This window comes from Kangiella shandongensis (assembly GCF_020005365.1).
GTDB classification, from domain to species: Bacteria; Pseudomonadota; Gammaproteobacteria; order Enterobacterales; family Kangiellaceae; genus Kangiella; species Kangiella shandongensis.
The window spans coordinates 288500-309577 of sequence record NZ_JACNML010000001.1 but is presented as its reverse complement, the minus strand read 5'-3'; the positions used below and the strand labels follow the sequence as shown (position 1 = coordinate 309577).

Genomic DNA, 21078 nt, shown 5'->3' with positions numbered 1-21078 from the left:
GCAGTGCTGTTTCTGTCGTGGTCGTTTCGGCTCCTGTTGGTCATGCCATATTCTCTGTGTTTTGTCTGTCGGCTGCTTCGCAACTCTTGTTGGGTGTAGTGTATACAAAAAGTTAGCGGATTGATAACAAATTGCCTGGAATTTGATATTCTATCGGATTAACAACACCAATAAATGAGAAGTGCAGTGGATATCGTTTTTATTGAAGACTTAAAAGTCGATACCGTGATTGGTATTTATGACTGGGAACGGCAAATTCGTCAAACCATCAGTATCGATCTGGAAATGGCACATGATATTCGCCCCGCAGCCGAAGAAGATACGATCGATCAGTGTCTGGACTATAAGTCGGTTGCTAAGCGTGTGATAAGCTTTGTAGAAGAGTCCGAGTTTCAGTTGGTTGAAACCTTGGCAGAAAAGATTGCTCAGATTATTCAAGAGGAATTTGGCGTGTCCTGGTTAAAGCTGAAGTTAAGTAAGCCAGGCGCTGTTCGCGGCTCAAAGAATGTTGGCGTTTTGATTGAGCGCGGCACGAAATCGTAATGAGCTCAGAAGGTTAGCTATATGGCTACAGTTTATATCAGTATTGGTAGCAATCAGGACGCTGAGCGTCAGATCCGCTACGGACTGAAGCAGTTGGGTTACTACTTTTCCGATCTGAATATATCACGGGTTTACGAAAGTGAGGCGGTTGGTTTTGAGGGCGACAACTTTCTCAACCTGGTGGCTTCTGCGCGGACACAAATGACCATTTCTCAAGTGGATAGAGCATTTAAGCAGATTGAGAAAGATGCCGGACGGGTTCGAGGTGAAGCCAAGTTTAGCAATCGAATCTTGGATATCGACTTGTTGTTGTATGACGAGATTGTGTGCGAGAAACCGATTCGTTTACCGCGAGGGGAAGTGTTGTACCATGCATTTGTATTGCAGCCTCTGGCGGAAATTGCTCCAAATGTAAAGCATCCTGTAGAAGATGAAACCTACCAACAGCTGTGGCAGACATTTAGCAAAAAAGAAGAACAAAGATTGTGGCCAATTGATTTTGACTGGAGTTAGAAGGGGAGAGTCATGGTTAGAAAAACAGCTCTGATAACGGGCGGGGCTATCCGAGTGGGAAGAGCAGTTGCCTTAGCTCTTGCTGAGCAAGGATATGACATTGCTTTGCATTATAACCATTCATCGAAAGAAGCCGTACAAACGGTGGAAGACATAAAGAAGTTTGGTGTCGGTGTAAAACTTTATCAGGCTAACCTGTCGTTACCCGAGCAATGTCGCGAACTGATTGAGCGAGTATTTGCCGATAATCATTTGTCTATTTTGGTTAACAGCGCCGCTATTTTTCCGCAGGAAGACTCTATCCTTGGGAATTTGGGAGATTGGGATTCAGTCATGGGGCTGAATTTAAGAGCTCCTTTACTGCTTGCGCAAGCTTTTGTGGATCATGCGCCTATTGCCAGTCATATCATTAATATTTTAGATGCAAGAACGAATCAACCCGGAGGAGATCATCTTGTTTATCGTCTGTCAAAATCCGGCTTGTGGCACTTAACCGAGTCGCTTGCCCGCGAGCTGGCGCCTAACGTTCAAGTTAATGGTTTAGCTCTTGGCGCCATTTTGCCACCGCCAGGTGCCGATCAGGATCATTTCGAGCGTATGGCTGAGCAAATCCCTCTGGCCCGCACCGGGTCGCCAAAAGCTGTCGGTGACGCCGTTAACTTTTTGGTGGGGCAGGACTTTATTACGGGAACTGTATTACCCATCGATGGTGGTGAGTTTTTATAATGTCGGTGATGGACAGTTCAAGGTTCCCTACGTTTTGTTGCGACAGAAGCGACTATCAGCAGTTAATCGAGGAGCAATGCCGCACGCTGGAGTTACCCGAACCGAATTCTGCTGCGGTTGATGTGAGCTTTGCCTTAGCGCAAAAGGTATCCGAGCTGATTAATCTGAAACAAAAAATTCCTTTTTCAGACTTTATGCAGCAGGCGCTGTATGCACCTGGGCTCGGCTATTACAGTGCCGGTAGTTATAAGTTGGGAGCACAGGGGGATTTTGTTACTGCGCCAGAGCTGTCTCCTTTATTTGGGAAAACTCTGGCGCAAAGTATCATGCAGGCATTTGAACATACTCAGCCCGTTATCCTTGAGTTAGGTGCGGGCTCTGGGCGCTTAATGTGTGATCTGTTACGGCAACTGGAAGTCGAAGAGCGTGTGCCGGAAACTTATTATATTCTCGAAGTTTCTGCTGAATTGCGCCAGCGCCAGCAGCAGCTGCTTAAAGCAGAGCTTCCCCACCTGGTCACTAAAGTTGTCTGGTTGGATAAACTGCCGCAGAGTTTTAAAGGGGTGATCATTGGCAACGAAGTGATTGATGCCATTCCTTTTGAGTTGCTAATGAAAACGGAGCATGGGTTAGCTCAGGGTTTTGTTAAATACAATGAGCGCGGATTCAGCTTAGAGTTTCATGTCACGGACTACAGCCGCGGTTGGCAGAAGAGGAATTTTAATTCTTATTCAATGTGGCCCGAAGGTTATCTGGTGGAAACGTCCGAGTTACGCAATGACTGGATGCGAACACTGATGGAGAGCCTCGAACAAGGCTGCGTCATACTGTTGGATTATGGCTATGAGCAAGAAGAGCTTTACTCGCCATATCGCCCACAGGGCACGTTGCAGTGTTATTACCGTCAGCGAAAGCATTCGACGCCACTTGCTTTACTGGGCTTGCAGGACATCACCTGTTCCGTGAACTTTACTCAACTGGCAGAAACTGCACAGCAACAGGGGAGTGATATCTTGGGTTTTACGTCACAAGCTCTTTTCCTGACCTTAAGTGGCATTGAGCAGTTCGTGGCGCAGGCACAAGATTCTGATACAATAGCCGGCCTGTCGGTTGCTCAGCAGTTACAAACACTGTTAATGCCTGCTGAAATGGGACAAACTATTAAAGTCCTTGGACTGTCCAAAAACTTCTCAGGCACATTATCTGGGTTTAAATCACTATGAAAAAAGTAATTTTTGCAGGCTTGATTGGGTTGTTTTCGCCACTGACCTTTGCCGCAGCGGGTAAAGATGACAGCTGGTACTGGTTATTGGCACTGGCCGTTGTAATATCGGCTGGACTGTCTGCGCTTTTAGTGTGGCGCAGTAAAAAGCTCAATACTTTTACTTTAAAGGCTGTGGGTTTTGGTGCCTGGTTTTGGTTTATTATTTTTGTTGAGGTTATGATCTATGGCTTCTATGTTGGAGTCACTAAGTAATCCACTGTCTATTTTGTCCTTATGCTTTGTTAGAGTAAAAAGTTAAAAAAGTCATTTATTAGAATAAACTCCTTTTTTATCCTTTTCACTCCGCCGCGCCTAAGAACAAAATATTTCAGTGAAGTGATATTTGTCAGTTTGAGGAATGGCTTTCAGGCAACTTTAGGGCCCTCTTGGAGTTAGCTGAAAGCATTAAAGGTTATCATGCAAATTGGGCAGGAAGCCCAATTTAGTCAAGACGAAACAGGATGTTTCGTTTGACGGCATGTTTTTAACCTTTAATGATTGAAGGAAGTCGAAAGACCTAACGACCGGGGCATCTTTTCTTTTCGCCCTTTTCTTTGGACGAGCAAAGAAAAGGGTAATTAAAAATGTAAACATAAATAATATTGAGATAACAATATGGATTGGCTACAAGCAGTATTCTTAGCCCTGATTCAGGGGCTAACAGAGTTTTTACCGATTTCGAGCTCGGCACACCTGATTCTGACTTCGAAAGTATTGAGCTGGCAGGATCAGGGGCTGGCTTTTGACGTAGCAGTGCACGTGGGGACTCTGACCGCTGTGCTGATCTATTTCCGCAAGGAAGTGGTGGAGATGGTCACGGCCTGGTGTGGTTCGGTGGCCGGTAAGGGCTCGACGCCAAATTCGAGGCTGGCATGGGCGGTTATCTGGGGCACGATTCCCGTGGGTCTGTTTGGTCTTTTCTTAGAATATTTCGATATCGTTGATAATTATTTACGATCGATTTCGGTGATCGCAGCGACCACGATTGTTTTTGGCTTATTACTGGCCTTTGCTGAAACGCAGTATAACGGCAAAAAACGCAGTCAGTTCAAAAATGAATATGAGCTGCGCTGGAAAGATGTCCTGGTGATTGGTGTGGCGCAGGCGTTGGCTTTAATACCCGGCACGTCGCGTTCTGGCATTACTATGACGGCAGCGGCGATGTTGGGTTTCTCACGTACAGCGGCAGCACGGTATTCGTTTCTGTTATCTATTCCGGCGATTTTGTTACCGGGTGGTTTAAAGGGCTATCAGTTAGTTGAAGAAGGGGCTAAATTCGATTGGAGCTTTTTGATCCTGGGGATCATCGTGTCAGCGGTTAGTGCCTTTACCTGTATTCATTTTTTCCTGAAGTGGCTGGAAAAAATCGGTTTTATGCCATTCGTGTGGTATCGAATGGTACTGGGTATTGTTCTACTGTTCTTTGTCTTTAGTTGATAGAAAAGCGGCCTACGAGCCGTTTTTTGCTTTCTGAAGACTGTGTTTGATTCTGGCTATGCGTTCGCGTTCGATCGCTTTGCCGAGTTCAGCTCCTTCAAATCCTCGTTCCATTAACGGCCTGGCATCAATAAACTGGGAGATCTTAAAGCAGTCGCGCAACAGATTTGCCTGGGGGTAAGGCTCGTTCTCCAGTCCCAGACGACCGTTAAAGTCGGCTTCGCAGGCGAGAATAAAGGGCTCCAAGATATTGTTTTTTCGATAAGCGCCAATCGATTTGAGTACCTTGTAAACGGTCTTTGGTCTCAGTTCAAACATCTTATGGCTGTGTAGGTGAAAACGGGAGACCTGGATAGCCAGGTACTCGTAATCCTTGGGAGCTTTGATTCGGCGGCACAACGACTTGATCAGTGGAACGCCAGACTCTTCATGACCACGGTGCTGCGGCCAGTGTTCCTCGGGTGTGACACCTTTACCCAAATCATGCATCACGGCGGCAAAACGGGCTACGGTGTTATCGGTTTTTTTTGCGGCCTGCTCCAGCACCATCATGGTATGCACTCCGGTATCGATTTCAGGGTGCCACTTTTCAGGGTTGGGGATCCCCCACAGGCAGTCCAGTTCAGGAAACAGCTCTTTTAAGGCACCGCATTCGCGCAATACTTCAAAATACACCTGGGGAGACTGAGCTGACAGGGCTTTGTGCGTTTCTGTCCAGACGCGCTCGGCAGTAAGGTATTGCATCTCACCCTGATTAACCAGCTCGGTCATTAGCGCCAGAGTTTCAGGGGCGACTTCAAACTCGAGGTGGTGGAACCTGGCAGCAAAGCGGGCAACGCGCAGTACTCGTAGTGGATCTTCGGCAAAGGCCGGTGACACGTGACGCAGTATCTTGTGCTTAATGTCGTTCTGACCGCCATAAGGATCGACGATAGTGCCGTCTTCGGCCTGTGCCAGAGCATTAATGGTCAGATCGCGGCGAACTAAGTCGTCTTCCAGCGTGATGTCTTTGGAGAAGTTAACTTCAAACCCTCTATAGCCGCGCCCGGATTTGCGCTCGGTGCGTGCCAGCGCATACTCTTCACCAGTTTCGGGGTGCAGAAATACCGGAAAATCTTTGCCCACAGCCTTAAAGCCCTGTGCTTCCATGTCTTCCGGAGTCGCACCGACGACGACATAGTCATGGTCGGTCACGCTTAAGCCTAACAGGCGGTCACGGACTGCACCGCCAACGAGGTAAACCTTCATTCTATTAATCACATACCTGAGTATTGGGGTTCTTTGCCATACAGTGTAGCAGGGTGTTGAGTTTGGGATCAGCCTTGTGGCAATTTTTTAGCGTGATTTTTTTCTTCATTTCTTCCAGCTCAGTGAGCTTGTCTGCAAACTGGATGTCATTGATTTCCTTGCGCTTCAGTCTCTGCTCGATTTTTTTCCGGTGGTTCTGGTAACTATTGGTAAAGTTATCGACCGCTTTCTGACATTCGACCGCGCTTAACGGCTTGGTCTTTACCGGACGTGGCATGTCAGTCACGTTCATATTATCCAAGCTTTGCTCGGTGGTTTTGATAGTCTTGTTCTTGGGCGGTTTGTCTGAGAAATGTGTATTACCGTGTTCATCGACCCACTTGTAGATTTTTGCATGGGCTGCTGAAACCATTAAACTCGTTATGATAAGCAGTAATATGCGTCTTCCTTTAAACATAAAAATTGTACCAATTGTGGCTTTGCACTATATTAGTCATAATAAGCAAAGCGGATAAGTTAGACAATATCTGCTCAACAGGGCTGTGAGCTGCGTTATGTATAACGACTTTTTTGGGTTTAAAAATACGCCTTTTACTATTGCACCGGATCCTCGCTTCCTATTTATGAGTGAGCGGCACCGCGATGCTTTGGCACACCTGCTGTACGGCATTGGCTCCGGCGGTGGTTTTGTGATGTTAACCGGCGAAGTGGGTACCGGCAAGACAACTGTGTGTCGTTGCCTTTTGGAGCAGCTGTCATCGAATGTTCGGCTAGCCTATATCCTTAATCCAAAGCTCAATGCTATCGAACTGATGGCAACTATGTGCGATGAGCTGGGGATCCAGTACCAGCCGGGTGAGCAAAGCCTTAAAGCATTTACCGATCTGCTGAGGGATTATTTACTTAGCAACCATGAGCAAGGATTGAATACCGTTTTAATGATCGATGAGGCTCAGAACCTGAGCGTCGAAGTGATGGAACAAATTCGTTTGTTAACCAACCTCGAGACCAACGAAAAGAAACTGTTACAGATTATTCTTATTGGTCAGCCTGAATTGCAGGAGTTATTGGCCAAGAAGGAGTTGCGCCAGTTAGCGCAAAGGGTGACCGCTCGTTATCATCTGAAACCACTCGATTTAAATGAAACGGCATCTTATATTGAGCACCGTCTGCGAGTTGCCGGTCTGCAGCGCTCCTTGTTTAAGTCCGCAGCGATCAAGGAAATCCACAGGGCTAGCGGTGGTGTGCCGCGCTTAATCAATGTGATATCGGATCGGGCATTGCTGGGGACGTCGGTTGAAAAAAAGAGCATGGTCTCGGTGCCGATTGTAAAGCGGGCGATCAAAGAAGTTCTGGGCGAAGAAGAACAGGAGAGCGGCAAAGGTACACGACATGGCTTCTTATGGGGCATTGCTGCCTGTCTACTACTCATTATTGTGGCAGCATATTGGTTTGTACCGCAATATTATCCGCAGTGGGCGCAATTGTCCGATCAGCAGCAGTCTGAAATTGGCGTAGCAAAGCAGCCGACTCAAACAACAAATGAAGAAGAGCTGGCCAACGAAACTTCTGCCGTCAACGATAAGGCGGATAAGGTCTCTTCGATTAAGAGCAATGGTGACATTGCACAGGAGCTGTGGGGAGAGCAGAGCTGGGATCGTACCGGGATCACCTCGGCGCGTAATTTATTCGCTTTATGGGGCGTCACCTATTACCCTTACCAGTCCAGTCGCCCTTGTGACTTTGCCGCAGGCTATAACTTAAGCTGTGATTCTGGCATGGCTGACTGGGCCTATATCAAGCAATTGAACCGCCCATTAAATTTAAAGTTCGGAACCGAAACATCAGGCGTTTTCTGGGGAACGTTGAAGGCGATTGAAGGTGAGTATTTTGTATTGCAATTTGGTGATAATGAAGTACGCATGAAGCAGGTTCAGTTAAACCCGTTGTGGCTGGGTGAGTACCAACTATTCTGGAAGATGCCGGATGGCTTTGTTGAGCAAACCAGTATGGGGGACTCTGGTCCGGTTGTGCGCTGGTTAACTGACGCTATTTTTAGCATTGATAATATTAATATCATGCCTGCTGATCGGTTTAATAAAGAAGTGGAAGCCTGGCTGTTAAAATTCCAACAGAATCATGGTTTGGTGGCTGACGGTATTTTAGGTAAGCACTCCGTTATTATGATTAACAATCAGGTAGTTGATAATATCCCTAAACTCATTCCTTCAAACAGTGGCAATAGTCAGCCTGGAGGACGCTAATGTCATATATTCTCGATGCCCTGAAAAAAGACAAAACGGATTCGAATAAAGAGCAGGATGAGATCCCGGATTTATCCAGTGAGCATGCCATTTATGAGTTTGAAGAAGAAAAGTCAGCAATCCGCTGGTTTTGGCCTATTGTGGTCATGGTATTAGTCTTAATCATTTGTGTTTTATTGTTTATGCTGTTTAATCCGTCGTCGCAACAGTTTGCAAAATATATAGAGCAACAGCCTAAACAAGTTGCTCAGCCCAGTAAGATAGTAGCTACGGCAAAAAAAGAGCAGCAAGCAGACGCTGCTGTGGCAGAAGTCAATCAAACCCAGCTACAACAGGAGTCGATGGTGGCGTCCAAGCCAATTCAGGTTGCTTCGCCTGTAGTCGAAAGGGTTGAGAGAAAGCCGGTTGCCAGAACATCAAATACAGCTTCACAGATATCAGCTCATGAGGGTACAGAGCGTGCGAACTCAACGGACGCTATTAGCAAAGCTGACCTACCGTCACTGGTCTACACCACTCATATTTACGCCACTCAGCCTAAAGATCGCTTTGTCATGCTTAATGGGCGAGCCTATGCCGAAGGCGACAGGATCAGCAAAGACTTTCACGTTAAAGAAATTCTGGAAAATGATCTGGTGGTGAGTTTTAAAGGTAAGGAATTTATACTACCGAGTCTTGAAGACGTTAACGTTGACTCACCTTAAGCGACACTGTTATCTCGCACCAGATCTCTGGGCAGCCAGTTTTTTAAGCGGTTGCCGAGGTGCTTAACCAGGCCTAGTGGCAGCCGTTGGTAGCTGATCAGAAATTCTTTATGTTCAGGCTTGGAGCTGCCCTCCAGATGAATATCTTTACCCTTCAGATAATCTTGAGCCTGCTCTGCTGAGAGTTCAATGATTTGTTGGTTGAACTCTTGGCCAAAGCACTGTGCAGCCTGATGGTGTAACTTAAAACCCTGCTTGATGATATCAGCCAGTTTCATGCCGTAACGATTGAGTTTGATGTGCTGGGCTAACGCTTCACAGCGTTCGGGTAACAGCCATACTTCCAGCGATTTGGACTTATTTTCTTTTACCCATAAGCGATTCTGTATATCGCTAATATCCCAGCCGAATATTTTGCAATAGGCGGTAAATGCCTGCAGTTGTTTGTTGGTCATGGGTTGGAAGTTAAATCGTTTGGGGCTTGCTGGACGATGAGGTTGTGCTGCGGCACTCTGACTTTTATCAAAGCAGGCAACAAAGAAGCCTTCGCTATCATAAATATGTGGATACACATGTAAGTAGCCTTCGGCAGTGGTGGCAGCTTCAGCACCCTCAAACAGGTTATCCAATGGGTGCACTGTTATGCTGTCCGGAAACTGCTGCAATAAGTATTGGCAGACTTCCTGATTTTCTTCCCGGGACAGGGTGCAGGTGGAGTAGACCAGTCGGCCACCGGGTTTTAACGCTTTATAGGCACTGACGATCAGCTCTTTTTGTAGTGCTGCCATGGAGCGAACACTATCAATATTCCAGTCGGCCAGAGCCTGTTCGTCTTTACGCACAGTGCCTTCGCCGCCGCAGGGTGCATCAAGCAGAATGGCGTCAAAAAATTCAGGCGTGGTGTCGCCAAACAAACGGCCATCAAGGTGGGACAGACAGGTGTTGCTGACTCCGCAGCGCTGCACATTGTAGTGCAACCCTTTGAGGCGAGAAGAGGATAACTCATTAGCTACGATTAAGCCTTGGTTGCTTAGCGCTGCTGCTAACTGAGTTGTTTTCGAACCTGGCGCTGCCGCCATATCCAGCATTGATACTCTTTCATTGATTTGCAATTCGTGCAGCAGGGCGAGAGCTGGCAGCATGGAGCTAGCTTCCTGGATGTAAAATTGCCCCTGCAAGTGTGGTACCCAGTTTCCAAGGTCGTTAGTCGGGGCGGAGTCCAGCCAGAAGCCTTCTTCACACCAGGGGATTGGTTGTAACTGGTAACCTTTATTCTCAAGCAGCTGCTTAAGCTCTTGAGACGTAGTTTTTAACCGGTTGGCTCGAACACTTTTCCGTAAGGGCCGCCGGCAGGCGGACAACAGGGACTCCAGCTGTTCACTATTGCGCAGCTGCTGCGACATATGTTGAATAAAGTCTTCGGAAATTTTTGCCATGGTCATGTTTATGTTACTGATACAGAAAAGGCACAGACGAGCTGTGCCTTTTATTGCTTATCTTACCACTGGACTTGTAAAAAGTCTCTATTTAAGAGTCTTGCTCCCGCTGCAGGAACTCCGGTGATACATCTTCGTCACCAAGCGATAGCAGTGAAGCATTACCACCGATGGCGGCCGTGTTGTTGGTACGCGTATGCTCGGTCGCAAAGCGATACAGGTAGAAAGGACCACCGGCTTTTGGACCTGTACCCGACAGACCCTGACCACCGAATGGCTGCACCCCAACGGTGGCACCAATCATGTTGCGGTTGATGTACACGTTACCCACACGCGCGCGTTTATCGATGTAGTGTGCTGTGGTTTCGTTACGCGAGTGGACGCCGAGCGTTAGACCAAAGCCGTAATCATTAATTTGCTCGATAACCTTGTCCAAATCTTTCGCTTTGTAGCGTACGATGTGGACGATAGGGCCGAACCATTCCTGTTCCAGATCGTTAATATGATTGATTTCGAACGTCACCGGGGAGAGGAAGCTGCCATGACCTTCCAGGCCTTCCGGCATTGGCGTTTCAGCGATTAACTTACCTGCCGCCTTAAGTTCATCGATATGCCCCTGTAGCTCTTCGCGCGCCGCCATATCGATTACCGGACCAACGTCAGTCGATAGGTCTGTAGGGTTGCCCAAACGAAGCTCCTGCATTGCACCCGATAAGACTTCGATAATTTTGTCTGCGATCTCTTCCTGTAAATAAAGGACTCGAAGAGCCGAGCAGCGTTGACCCGCACTGGTGAAAGCCGAGTGAATGACGTCCTCTACCACCTGTTCTGGTAACGCTGAACTGTCGACGATCATCGCGTTCTGACCACCGGTTTCCGCAATTAACGGTGACAGCATGGCATCACGAGAAGCCAGTGTGCGGTTGATGGTGTGAGCCGTGCTGGTTGAGCCGGTAAAAGCAACACCGCCGATACGGTTGTCCGATAAGATGACTTTACCAAGAACCGAGCCACGGATGGGTACAAACTGCAACACGCTGGTCGGGATACCGGCTTCGTGCATCAGTTGGACCGCACGGTAAGCGACCAAAGTCGTTTGATCAGCTGGCTTGGCGATGACGGTATTCCCGGCAACCAATGCCGCCGCTACCTGACCGACAAAAATCGCCAGTGGGAAGTTCCATGGACTGATACAGGCAAAGACGCCACGCCCCTGTAGATATAGGTCGTTGCTTTCACCCGTTGGGCCCGGTAAGTGGATTTCATGACCAAACTGATTACGTGCGTTGTAGGCGTAATAACGGCAGAAATCAATCGCTTCACGAACCTCATCAATACCGTCTTGCAAACTCTTACCGCCATCACGACTGCACAGGGCGATTAGTTCATGCTTATTCGCTTCGAGTGCTTCAGCAACTTTATCCAGCAAAGCTGAGCGCTGCTGGACCGGGGTGACGTCCCAGGCGATAAAGTTCTGATGCGCTATATCCAGCGCCTTAAGAGCCTGCTCTTCAGTGGCCTTATGGACCGTACCGACAGTATGGTTATGGTCGTAAGGACAAATCACTGGTTCTTCTTCACTGGTATATTCTTGACCATCAATAATTGGCTTGGCATGCCACTGGTTATCTAAGTAATGTTTGACCTGGTTCATAAACGGCTCTGTCTCACTCTGAATATGTAAATTAGTACCACGCGAATTTAGACGCATTTCGCCAAAATCCTCATAGATGTGTGGCGGCAGCGGAATTCGATCATTGTGCAGGGTTTCAAAACTCTTGAGCACGATTGCTGGATGCTCAGCAAGTTCCATCACAGGGGTATTTTCATCGACTAACTGGTGTACAAAGGAAGTATTGGCACCATTCTCCAATAGACGCCGAACTAAATAGGGCAGCAGATCTTTGTGGTTACCGACTGGGGCATAAATACGACAATGGAGATCCGGGTACTGCTTAAGGATCCGATCATATAACGCTTCTCCCATACCATGTAGCCGCTGGAACTCGAAGTTACGTTTGCTACCAGCCATGTCCATGATACTGAAGACGGTTTGTGCATTGTGCGTGGCAAACTGGGGATAAAACTTACCATCGGCGTTGAGTAGGTAATTGACACAAGCCAGATAAGAGACATCGGTACCACACTTGCGCGTAAAGACAGGATAGTTTGAATAACCACCCTGTTGAGACCATTTAATCTCGGAATCCCAGTAAGCACCTTTTACTAAGCGCAGGGGGATTCTACGGCCATGCTTTTTAGAAAGAGCGTTTAGCCAACCCAGAACCGGCAGAGCACGTTTCGAGTAGGCCTGCACGACCATTCCAAAGCCTTCCCAGCCATCGCAAATGGGTGAGGCGTAAATGGCTTTGAATACATCCAGCGAGAGTTCCAGACGGTCCGCTTCTTCGGCGTCAATGGTGACCGCGACGTCAAGCTCTTGCGCCTGTTTGACCAGCTTACTAACTGTTTCCACCATTTCGGTAAGAATACGCTCACGCTGCCACTCTTCATAACGAGGATGAAGGGCGGAAAGTTTAATCGAAATACTCGGAGCTTCATTGCCATCCTGCACTTTTACTGCTCCAATTTCAGCGATGGCATTACTGTAAGCTTCGTAATAACGTTGGGCATCTTTGGCGGTATAGGCCGCCTCGCCGAGCATATCAAAGGAATGGGTATAACCTTTCTGGACACTTCTGGCACCACGCTTCAGTGCCTCTTTAATGGTCCGCCCTAAGACGAACTGACGTCCCATGATGCGCATGGCCTGGTTCATTGCCTGGCGAATAACCGGCTCCCCAAACTTAGCGATTAAGCCGCGTAGCAGGGTATCGGGTTTACCGTCACCATCCTGGTCAACATCAATGATTTTTCCGGTTAACATCAGGCCCCAGGTCGAAGCATTCACAAAGTAGGAGTCACTTTGCCCCGTGTGCTTTTCCCAGTCTGCTGCCGTCAGCTTATCGCGGATCAGGTCGTTGGCAACTCGGGAGTCAGGGATACGCAATAATGCTTCAGCCAGACACATCAGAATAATGCCCTCTCTGGTGCTCAGACTGTATTGCTGTAGAAATGCCTCTACGCCGTCTTTGGAGCGTTCATCCTGTCGAATGGATTCAACTAGCTCGCTGGCTTGGCGTGTAATTTTTTCTATAGTGTCCTTATCGGGTGTGGCTAGCGCCAGCAGTTCATTCAGATAATCTGACTCGTCAACTGCATAATTTTGGGTGATCAACGTCTGCCACTCTTCCAGGGGCAGGTCTTTATAATTATCTGAAAATATATGACTAGCTCTTAACATTCTCTTTAATACCTAAAACATAAACCTATAAACCTTAACGCCAGCCAGAGCGATGACGTTTCTTTTGACTAAATCTCGAAAGAATCCAACTTAAAAACATACCAAACAATAACACTACTGCGCCTGCATAGAAAACATCTTTATGAAAACGATCTTTCTGTAGCGCAGTCTGCTGTCGCAACATGTCTCTTTCATTTTCCAACTCGGAGACCTGCTGTTGTAGCTTATTATTAAGCTGAATAACGTTGTCTTTATCGGCGATATCTTGTGTCAGCTCATCAAGCTGTTGTTTTAACTTCTGATTTTCAGCTAAAACCTCTTGATGCTTGGCCTGAACGGTTGGCTCATCGGTAATGTAGTCGGATCGAATCCAGCCCGAGTCACCGTCGGCAACCTGCACTTTAGTGCTGTCGTTAGCGGTATCGCTTTGAAGAATCTTAATGGGGGTGCCCGCTGTAATTTTTCCGATGACTCGGTAGCGGTTTGTTGGGCCACTTCGTAGAACCACACCTATGTCATCTGAAACGTAATATTGAGCGTCAGAAGCGGTGGTTTGAGGGGACGTTTCAGCGGCAGCAAATACCGTGCTGCTTAACAGTCCAGAAGTGAATACGATAGCCCATACAGTCAGGATACGGAACATGTAAAATCCTGTTAAATTGAAACGGTTTAAGAGGGCAAGTATATGTAGGTTTTTATACCCAGGCAACCTGAATATTCGCGTTTCAGAACTTTTGCAATACTTTCAGTACAAGGCTTGGGGCTGAAGCAATGTTATTTATTTTGCAAAGTGGTGTCGCGACACAATTCGAATGTGTACCGATGTTCTCAGAAGGCGGTGCTAAAAATGCTGAAGTCGTGAATTTTCAGGTTGCTGGGGAGGGTGGGAAAAAGGTGATCGACTGATGCGACCACCTTTTCTTACAGGCTTTAGAACCAATTGATATATTATTGGAAAATAGCCTTGAAAATATAGAAGAAAATAACCGAAAGAATTGCCCCTGCAGGTAATGTAACTACCCAGGATACAAAGATGTTTCGGACGACACTCAAGTTCAATGCGGCGATACCACGGGCCATTCCCACGCCTAACACCGCACCAACCAGTGTTTGAGTGGTAGAAATCGGTAAGCCAGCACCACTGGCAATTATCACCGTAGAGGCCGCAGCTAACTCTGCCGCAAAGCCACGGCTTGGCGTTAAGTGCGTGATTTTTTGACCGACAGTGGCCATTACACGGCTGCCCAGCACGATTAAGCCGATCACGATACCGATAGCACCGACCAGTAGGATACGTGGATCTACAGACGCTTTAGCGCCGATTTCACCACTGTTCTGAATGACGCTGACTACTGCTGCTAATGGGCCGATCGCATTCGCCACGTCGTTTGAACCATGGGCGAAAGCCATACCACAGGCCGTAACCACCATCAGAACGGCAAACACTTTCTCTACACTGGCAAACTGGTATTCTCTATTTTCTTTCTTATCGACCTTGATGCGGCTAATAAAAATAGCGCCAATAATGGCGATAATCGCACCGACACCTATGGCGATCAGGTAGACTTCACCCAAACTCAGCTCGATGCTTTTATCCTTGAAGATATGTTTAAGTCCTTTAAGAATGGTTACCAGCGCAATAACAAACCCCGCGAGGAACATGTAAACGGGCACGTAACGCTTAGCTTTTTCGAAAGGATCACTGGTGTTGAGGATTAGCTTTTGTACGCTGAGTACAATTAAGAACGCGATGACACCAGCCAATACCGGCGTGATAACCCAGCTGCCGACGATAGAACCGACTTTGCCCCAGTTAACCGCCTGTGTTGTCACTCCAACCGCGGCGAAACCAACGATAGCACCAACGATAGAGTGGGTGGTGGATACGGGCCAGCCTAGGCGTGAAGCGACCAGCAGCCAGATACCTGCGGCCAGTAACGCCGCCATCATACCGTACACCAGCAGTTCGGGCTGGCCGGTAAAGTAATTGGCATCGATCATGCCTTTGCGGATGGTTTTGGTGACTTCGCCACCGGCTAAATATGCACCTGCGAACTCAAAAATAGCTGCAACAATAATGGCTTGCTTTAAAGTCAGTGCTTTTGCACCGACTGAAGTGCCCATGGCATTAGCAACGTCGTTCGCACCGACACCAAATGCCATTAGAAAGCCAAAAGCGACAGCGATCCAGATGATGGTGTCAGCATTCTGTAATAAAAAATCCAAAAGTTCCCCCTAAATGAACTCGGTTTATCAATTAACGCGCAATCGTCATTTCAAGGCGAGAGCCAACGCTTTGAGCGCTATCAGCCAGGTCGCCAATTTGTTTTATTACCTTATACATGAACATGACCGCAACAGGCGGCAACTCTTCTTCCTGTTCAAAGATCTTGAATAATAAGGCTCGTTGTAAATCATCAGTATCGTTTTCAATCAGGTCCAGCTGCTCGATTAACTCTTCGACCAGGGTTGCTTCACGACCTCTAAACCCGGTTGCCAGTAGCTCATCCAGCTCATTAATCGCTTTAAATGCTTGTTTCGAGGCATCTAAAGAGCGTTGAACCAACTCCAGAAGATCCGTATGGACATTTTCTGGGAACTCCATTTTTCGCGCAAAAACAACGCCAGCAATATCTCGAGCTATGTTAGCGATTTTGTCCTGTTTGCTGAGTAGCGAAAGAAGGTCGGTTCTTGCTACTGGCAGGAATAAGCCTTTCGGTAAGTGCATGCGAAGGTCATGCTTTAAGTCGTCAGCATCATTTTCAAGTTGGCGAATATAATCTTTTATTTTTTCAGCTTCTTGCCAGTCTTTGGCGATCGTCGCTTTGAAGAACGGTATAAGCTGCTTGGCACACTCGTGCACTTTGCCCATATGGTCCTGCATTGGACGAATTGGTGATGACGCAAACATATCGAGTATTGAATTGGCCATATCTACCCCAGGAAGGTTAAAAAAGAATGAATTTTAACGCCATATTATAGTTAACTCGGTAGGCCATGGCTAGATAAAGGTTTGGCAAGATAGAATTCGCACTGTAAACTGAGGCAATGAGTTTGCTATTAAGCACGTATAAACGATGTCGATTGAAATAGAATTAAAGCTGTCAGCAAGCACCGATAAAATCCAAAAAGTTAAGCAATGGTTGGCGGAAATGGGGACCTCTGAGGATAATTCTGCAGAGTTAGAGTGGGAGACGAAATACCTCCACAACACCTATTACGACTCGAAGAACCATCGCCTGAGAGAAACTAATATTGGCCTTCGCATCCGCAAGGATGGCGAGCAGTATATTCAATCGGTCAAATCGGCTGGCCGCGTGGTTGGTGGGCTCTATCAGCGCAATGAATCAGAAACTGAGTTACCGACTAACGAACTGCAACTTGATTTAGTGACCGAGCCTTATCTTATGATCTTACTGGAAGAGGCTGAAGAGGAAGATGGTCCTTTCGCCCCTATTTTTACCACGAATTTTCATCGTGAGGTGGCCATCATTAATGTTGATGGTGCCGTTATTGAAGCGGCTCTGGATCAGGGGCAAATCAGCTGTATTGATAAAGAAACCGAGGCTCCACGGGAGTTGTGTGAAGTCGAGCTGGAATTAAAAGGTGGGGATGATGCCACCGTTTTGTTTGAACTGGGGCAGGAACTGATCGACAAGTTTGAGCTGGTATTGGATAGCGAAAGCAAGGCCGAGCGAGGTTATCGCCTCTGTCGCTCGGCTCCGGAATATACTCGCCGACTGGACTTGGTGAATCTGACCTCAAAAACTTCAGCCGAAGGAGCTTTCGAAAGTGTCGCCCACAAAGGGCTGGGGCACTGGCAGTATTACATCAAGCGTATAAAACGGGAGCCGAGCATAGAAGCGGTGTTGCAACTCAATCGAGCTTTGATGTTTATGCAGACTATGTACTCGGTATTCGCTGCGGTGATCCCAAGACATAGCCTGCAACACTTACGCCGCGACTGGCGTGAAATTACACACAAGTTTTCCAAACTGTTTACCATCGCTGAAGAGTTGAACTGGTTAAAAAGCAGTAAGTTGTATGGCTTCCATTATGCCGAGTTGGTGCCGTTGGAAGAAGGGCTGGAGCATTCATTCTATAAAGAACATAAACGCTTTGTCGAGTTTCTGAATACGCCCTCCTATAATCTGAAATTACTGCGTTTTTCGCGTTGGCTCTATATGAAAGAATGGCGCGACGCTTTGCGGGAAGGTGATCGGGAAAAAATACAAAAGAAAGAAGTTTTCCCCTATGCAATCAAACAGTTACAACATTTGCTTAGAGATTTAAAGCGGCATCTGGCAGATAAGATGACGCTCGGCAAACAGGATTACATCAATTACTTGCCTAAAATGTCCCGAACGCTGGATATCGGTTTGTTTTTCGGCAGCTTATTCGACGATCGAGCGAGACGCGAATATCGCCGTGGCTGGGCCGATATCGTTGCCAATATTCAATTATTACAACAGCTGATTTATCTGGAGAAATCGCTCGAAGCCGAAGGCGTCGAAGACCCGTTATTGGAAGAAACCGAAATGGAAACGCTGGTTGTGCTTAAAGGTATGCGCGAAGAAGCGCTGGCACGGAATCCGTATTGGAACTAAGCACCGTAACAAGATCTGAAGTAGCATCTCTACTTTCATATCAATTGTTTCGGTATGATGTTGGTCACGATAAATTCTAAGTAAGACTTTAATACTCACATTCCTGACGCTATAATCCTGCCGTTAAGTTGAGATATATTTGAAATTATAGGATACAAAAAAGATGAACATGGATGAACTGTCATCAGTACAGGGTGCGGATGACCCTGTCTTTCCTTGTGAGGAAAAAAATTACGAGATATCTATCCTGCCCGCTTTGGGTTCTCGCCGTTGCATTTACAGCAATTTTCCTTTAACGATAACCCGGACATAGGAAGGCGAAGAGAGCTTGATTCCTTTGATTTCGAAGTGCGTAAATTGCGACAGGGTTATGTTTACCTTTACATCGAAAGCGGTATTTACCCAGAAAAGCACCGAACCGATCCAGCGACCGGAAACTGGATGGTTTTTTGGTATGAAACCAATGTTGCTGATGATAATGCCAGTTTTCTTAAGTTTTCGGTACATGACTTTAATGGTTGTTTTAGAGAGCAAACCTTTACGCGTCTAATCTGGCCAGGAAGTGATCCTGCTGAAAAGTGGGAGCTTGTCAGTGGCTCAACTTTTGACACCATAAAAATACCGGAAGATATCAAGCGAATTGAGGTAGCTTACTCAGAAGAGCCATGGCCGGCCGACTGGTTTAGAAACTGTGAGAGCGATGCAGCCTTTCGTGCCGAATTGATGATGCCAGTGGAGCTTGAGCCCGAGCTAACCACAGCCAGCTGTGCTATCAGCCTTATTGAAAACTATGTAGAAGAGTTTAAGCACGATGCTGCCAATAAAGCAGTTGATTATGACATTGCTCATACGGGCTTTAGTCCCACGAATAAAAATAAACTGGGCTTAAACGAGTCCCAACAATTTTACGGGCGTGTTGTTGTTGTTCCCGATCCAGTAGGAGAGTTATTAGAGCTTGAGCGTCAGGCAATTAATGTGAATGCTACATTAATGAAACATAGTGCAGATTATTTGTATCCCTTAACCACGGGCGAGTGTATAGAGTCTGTTAACTCTGCGATATTTTCGACTCGGAATAAACTTCAGGATAAGACACCGTTCTTTGACATGCCAACTCAGTTTGATGAAATTAGGCGTCAACTGATTCAGGAAAATGACGAGTTATCGACGACGGTAAGACGACTGGTTAAGAATCATACGGCGCTGTTACAGATCGATGCTCCCTATGAAGCCCTTACTCAGTTAAGGCTAATGCTTGATGGCGTTACTCAGGTCGACAAGAAGTCGGCACTTAGACGACTGGTTTTGGCCTCCCGCCTGTTCGTGCGGTGCTTTATGAATATTAATGATACTGACGAAGGGTCGCTGGCTCTTGTGGCATTGCTGAATCCTGATAATGGTTATGCTCTCGGGACACTGTTCCGTAATTTGATGCAGACATGGGCCAGTGTTTCCGAAGGTTTGTTGGATAGTCATCTGGAGGCTTTAAATGCTTTTGATGTAGTACTTGAAGTCACTTCGAAAGAGCTGGGAATCCTGGGCACCGCTAAAATTAAATCGTTGGGTGTTAGCGAGGCCATAAACAAGCTTCACCCGATCCAGAGCCTGGGACGACAGCCGATGTCCGCCAGCGACTTAAGCGAATTGATCAAAACCGGCGAGCTGCCGCCTTTAACCTCAGGAGGTAAGGTCATTACAGACTATAAACAGTTCGCTAAAACCAGGGTGTATGCCGGTGATGTCGAAGTGACTCCTGGCATTCCCGAAAAAGATACGGTTGAAGTTCAGCACTTTATGGTGGATGGTCAGGTTCGTCCGGGAGCGCACTTCAAAAATGTGGCTGACTCACAAAGACCACAGCGAGGATATGGTGTTGGATTGAGTCTTTTTATCAATGCCTGGACTTTTTTTGATCTCGCTAACCAGAAGGGCGAAGTCGGTTATGCCAATACCTGGTTTGGCCGGGTGTCCAACGATACCCGACTAAATTTAGGACTGGGCTTCGTCGCCATCGTTTCGGATTTAGAAAAATTTACCCAGTTTAAATTAAACTATGTTGACGACCTGAGCACTAATACCCTGCGCCAGGGCGGCGCCAGCAATTTCTTTAACAATATTAAAGGCAAGCTGTTTAACCGTCAGTCGGTAAAAGCCATCTCCACAGGAAAAACAGGCGTTGCCCAAAAAGTCACCTCAAAAATTAAAACTGCGGGTAAGATCGCCGGTTGGGCGGGGGTGGTGTTAGCGTTTTTTGGAGCTATTGAAGCTTATGGCAATAAACAGAAAACGAAAGCGTATTTACTTGGAGTGGAAGTTGTATCGGGAGCCATATTCTTAGGTTATGGAGCCTCCAACCCCGTCGGTTTAGCCGCTGGTATTGTTTTAGGTATTGCAATGGCCGCCGAGTACTTATTTACCCGCGATAAGATAACCGCCTGGGCTGAGCATGGTTTTTGGGGAAGCTCAGAGGAGTACTGGGGAGCTGAGCGACTTAAAAAGATCGAGGAACAGATGAAAAAAGCTAGAGAGATCATTCTGGAAGGAAGCCCTATCACACAGTATTATCGTGAAGAAATCCAGCATTTTGAGCGTCTGGTCTATCAGGTAAAGGTCAAAGCTCTGGGACAGAAAAGTGGTAAGACAGAGCTGTTTCTACCGCGGTTGTCTCAAGGGGATTTTACCCTGAGAACCAAAGTGTTTGTTAAGTATCAGACACATAAAATTCCCGAGCTGGAATACTTTAGCGGTAAGGTGGATAAAACGGTAACTTATCTGCATGGTTTTGAAGTGCGCACGCAACTTGCGGAAAATAAAGTGCTGATTGATTTGAACCAGCACCTTCGTGCTCATGCGCCCGAGCAGCCGGGCTACGTTCAGTATATTTATTTACATTATGAATATACGGACTCAAAGGGGCATTTTACCTCAGGTGAGGTTCAAATTTATGATGACAAACACCCGCACTGTAAGGAGATATTACCAAATCGCTGGTGGTATCGACTACCTAAAAGCGTATGAAAAGAAAAGGCTAA

At 46.9% G+C, this 21078-nt stretch carries 17 protein-coding genes; 10 read left to right on the top strand and 7 right to left on the bottom strand.

Going from position 1 to position 21078, the window contains the following annotated elements:
- The first annotated feature begins 186 nt into the window (after nt 1-186).
- From folB to H7708_RS01305, 6 genes are all read left to right on the top strand, one after another.
- Complete coding sequence (folB, locus tag H7708_RS01330) at nt 187-543, top strand: dihydroneopterin aldolase (RefSeq protein WP_223668785.1); 357 nt, start codon at nt 187-189, stop codon at nt 541-543.
- 21 nt (nt 544-564) lie between these two features.
- Nucleotides 565-1056, top strand: a complete 492-nt coding sequence (gene folK, locus H7708_RS01325; RefSeq protein WP_223668661.1) for a 2-amino-4-hydroxy-6-hydroxymethyldihydropteridine diphosphokinase — start codon at nt 565-567, stop codon at nt 1054-1056.
- Nucleotides 1057-1068: 12 nt separating this feature from the next.
- The gene (locus H7708_RS01320; protein WP_223668660.1) at nt 1069-1782 is read left to right on the top strand and encodes an SDR family oxidoreductase; all 714 of its coding nucleotides are present in this window, start codon (nt 1069-1071) and stop codon (nt 1780-1782) included.
- Nucleotides 1782-3005, top strand: coding sequence for a class I SAM-dependent methyltransferase (locus H7708_RS01315; protein WP_223668659.1), 1224 nt, complete (start codon nt 1782-1784; stop codon nt 3003-3005). The genes H7708_RS01320 and H7708_RS01315 overlap by 1 nt, the downstream gene beginning before the upstream one ends.
- Nucleotides 3002-3259, top strand: coding sequence for a hypothetical protein (locus H7708_RS01310; protein ID WP_223668658.1), 258 nt, complete (start codon nt 3002-3004; stop codon nt 3257-3259). Before H7708_RS01315 ends, H7708_RS01310 begins: the two co-directional genes overlap by 4 nt.
- Nucleotides 3260-3661: 402 nt before the next feature.
- The gene (locus H7708_RS01305; protein WP_223668657.1) at nt 3662-4483 is read left to right on the top strand and encodes an undecaprenyl-diphosphate phosphatase; all 822 of its coding nucleotides are present in this window, start codon (nt 3662-3664) and stop codon (nt 4481-4483) included.
- Nucleotides 4484-4495: 12 nt separating this feature from the next.
- Here H7708_RS01305 and H7708_RS01300 read toward each other — a convergent pair whose 3' ends face one another.
- Both H7708_RS01300 and H7708_RS01295 read right to left on the bottom strand, forming a co-directional pair.
- Complete coding sequence (locus tag H7708_RS01300) at nt 4496-5731, bottom strand: multifunctional CCA addition/repair protein (RefSeq protein ID WP_223668656.1); 1236 nt, start codon at nt 5729-5731, stop codon at nt 4496-4498.
- Between the two features lie 4 nt (nt 5732-5735).
- Nucleotides 5736-6188 carry a DUF4124 domain-containing protein gene (locus tag H7708_RS01295; protein ID WP_223668655.1) on the bottom strand — a complete coding sequence of 151 codons (453 nt, stop codon included), beginning with the start codon at nt 6186-6188 and terminating at the stop codon, nt 5736-5738.
- A 97-nt stretch (nt 6189-6285) separates the two neighbouring features.
- Here H7708_RS01295 and H7708_RS01290 point away from each other — a divergent pair, with 97 nt between their 5' ends.
- On the top strand, nt 6286-7995 hold the full coding sequence (locus H7708_RS01290; protein WP_223668654.1) for an ExeA family protein: 1710 nt from the start codon (nt 6286-6288) through the stop codon (nt 7993-7995).
- Nucleotides 7995-8699, top strand: a complete 705-nt coding sequence (locus tag H7708_RS01285; RefSeq protein WP_223668653.1) for a general secretion pathway protein GspB — start codon at nt 7995-7997, stop codon at nt 8697-8699. Before H7708_RS01290 ends, H7708_RS01285 begins: the two co-directional genes overlap by 1 nt.
- On the opposite strand, the gene rsmF is transcribed toward H7708_RS01285, so the two are convergent.
- The 5 genes from rsmF to H7708_RS01260 form a co-directional block, all read right to left on the bottom strand.
- Nucleotides 8696-10141, bottom strand: coding sequence for a 16S rRNA (cytosine(1407)-C(5))-methyltransferase RsmF (gene rsmF / locus H7708_RS01280; RefSeq protein WP_223668652.1), 1446 nt, complete (start codon nt 10139-10141; stop codon nt 8696-8698). The two genes, H7708_RS01285 and rsmF, sit on opposite strands and share 4 nt — an antisense overlap.
- Nucleotides 10142-10226: 85 nt before the next feature.
- Complete coding sequence (putA, locus tag H7708_RS01275) at nt 10227-13439, bottom strand: bifunctional proline dehydrogenase/L-glutamate gamma-semialdehyde dehydrogenase PutA (protein WP_223668651.1); 3213 nt, start codon at nt 13437-13439, stop codon at nt 10227-10229.
- Nucleotides 13440-13473: 34 nt separating this feature from the next.
- A complete protein-coding gene (locus tag H7708_RS01270; protein ID WP_223668650.1) occupies nt 13474-14082 on the bottom strand; it encodes a TIGR04211 family SH3 domain-containing protein in 609 nt (202 codons plus the stop codon).
- Nucleotides 14083-14387: 305 nt separating this feature from the next.
- The gene (locus tag H7708_RS01265; RefSeq protein ID WP_223668649.1) at nt 14388-15665 is read right to left on the bottom strand and encodes an inorganic phosphate transporter; all 1278 of its coding nucleotides are present in this window, start codon (nt 15663-15665) and stop codon (nt 14388-14390) included.
- A gap of 31 nt (nt 15666-15696) precedes the next feature.
- On the bottom strand, nt 15697-16371 hold the full coding sequence (locus tag H7708_RS01260) for a TIGR00153 family protein (RefSeq protein WP_223668648.1): 675 nt from the start codon (nt 16369-16371) through the stop codon (nt 15697-15699).
- Between the two features lie 145 nt (nt 16372-16516).
- On the opposite strand from H7708_RS01260, the gene H7708_RS01255 reads away from it, so the two are divergent.
- Nucleotides 16517-18046, top strand: a complete 1530-nt coding sequence (locus H7708_RS01255) for a CYTH and CHAD domain-containing protein (RefSeq protein ID WP_223668647.1) — start codon at nt 16517-16519, stop codon at nt 18044-18046.
- A 240-nt stretch (nt 18047-18286) separates the two neighbouring features.
- A complete protein-coding gene (locus H7708_RS01250; RefSeq protein ID WP_328798958.1) occupies nt 18287-21064 on the top strand; it encodes a toxin VasX in 2778 nt (925 codons plus the stop codon).
- The last annotated feature ends 14 nt before the right edge of the window (nt 21065-21078 follow it).

Excerpts from the sequence above, each read along its gene's own strand:
- H7708_RS01300 (WP_223668656.1), bottom strand. The coding sequence starts at position 5,731 with ATGAAGGTTTACCTCGTTGGCGGTGCAGTCCGTGACCGCCTGTTAGGC.
- H7708_RS01285 (WP_223668653.1), top strand. The coding sequence starts at position 7,995 with ATGTCATATATTCTCGATGCCCTGAAAAAAGACAAAACGGATTCGAAT.
- H7708_RS01320 (WP_223668660.1), top strand. The coding sequence starts at position 1,069 with ATGGTTAGAAAAACAGCTCTGATAACGGGCGGGGCTATCCGAGTGGGA.
- H7708_RS01255 (WP_223668647.1), top strand. The coding sequence starts at position 16,517 with ATGTCGATTGAAATAGAATTAAAGCTGTCAGCAAGCACCGATAAAATC.
- H7708_RS01290 (WP_223668654.1), top strand. The coding sequence starts at position 6,286 with ATGTATAACGACTTTTTTGGGTTTAAAAATACGCCTTTTACTATTGCA.
- H7708_RS01310 (WP_223668658.1), top strand. The coding sequence starts at position 3,002 with ATGAAAAAAGTAATTTTTGCAGGCTTGATTGGGTTGTTTTCGCCACTG.
- putA (WP_223668651.1), bottom strand. The coding sequence starts at position 13,439 with ATGTTAAGAGCTAGTCATATATTTTCAGATAATTATAAAGACCTGCCC.
- folK (WP_223668661.1), top strand. The coding sequence starts at position 565 with ATGGCTACAGTTTATATCAGTATTGGTAGCAATCAGGACGCTGAGCGT.
- H7708_RS01315 (WP_223668659.1), top strand. The coding sequence starts at position 1,782 with ATGTCGGTGATGGACAGTTCAAGGTTCCCTACGTTTTGTTGCGACAGA.
- H7708_RS01260 (WP_223668648.1), bottom strand. The coding sequence starts at position 16,371 with ATGGCCAATTCAATACTCGATATGTTTGCGTCATCACCAATTCGTCCA.
- H7708_RS01295 (WP_223668655.1), bottom strand. The coding sequence starts at position 6,188 with ATGTTTAAAGGAAGACGCATATTACTGCTTATCATAACGAGTTTAATG.
- rsmF (WP_223668652.1), bottom strand. The coding sequence starts at position 10,141 with ATGACCATGGCAAAAATTTCCGAAGACTTTATTCAACATATGTCGCAG.
- H7708_RS01270 (WP_223668650.1), bottom strand. The coding sequence starts at position 14,082 with ATGTTCCGTATCCTGACTGTATGGGCTATCGTATTCACTTCTGGACTG.
- H7708_RS01305 (WP_223668657.1), top strand. The coding sequence starts at position 3,662 with ATGGATTGGCTACAAGCAGTATTCTTAGCCCTGATTCAGGGGCTAACA.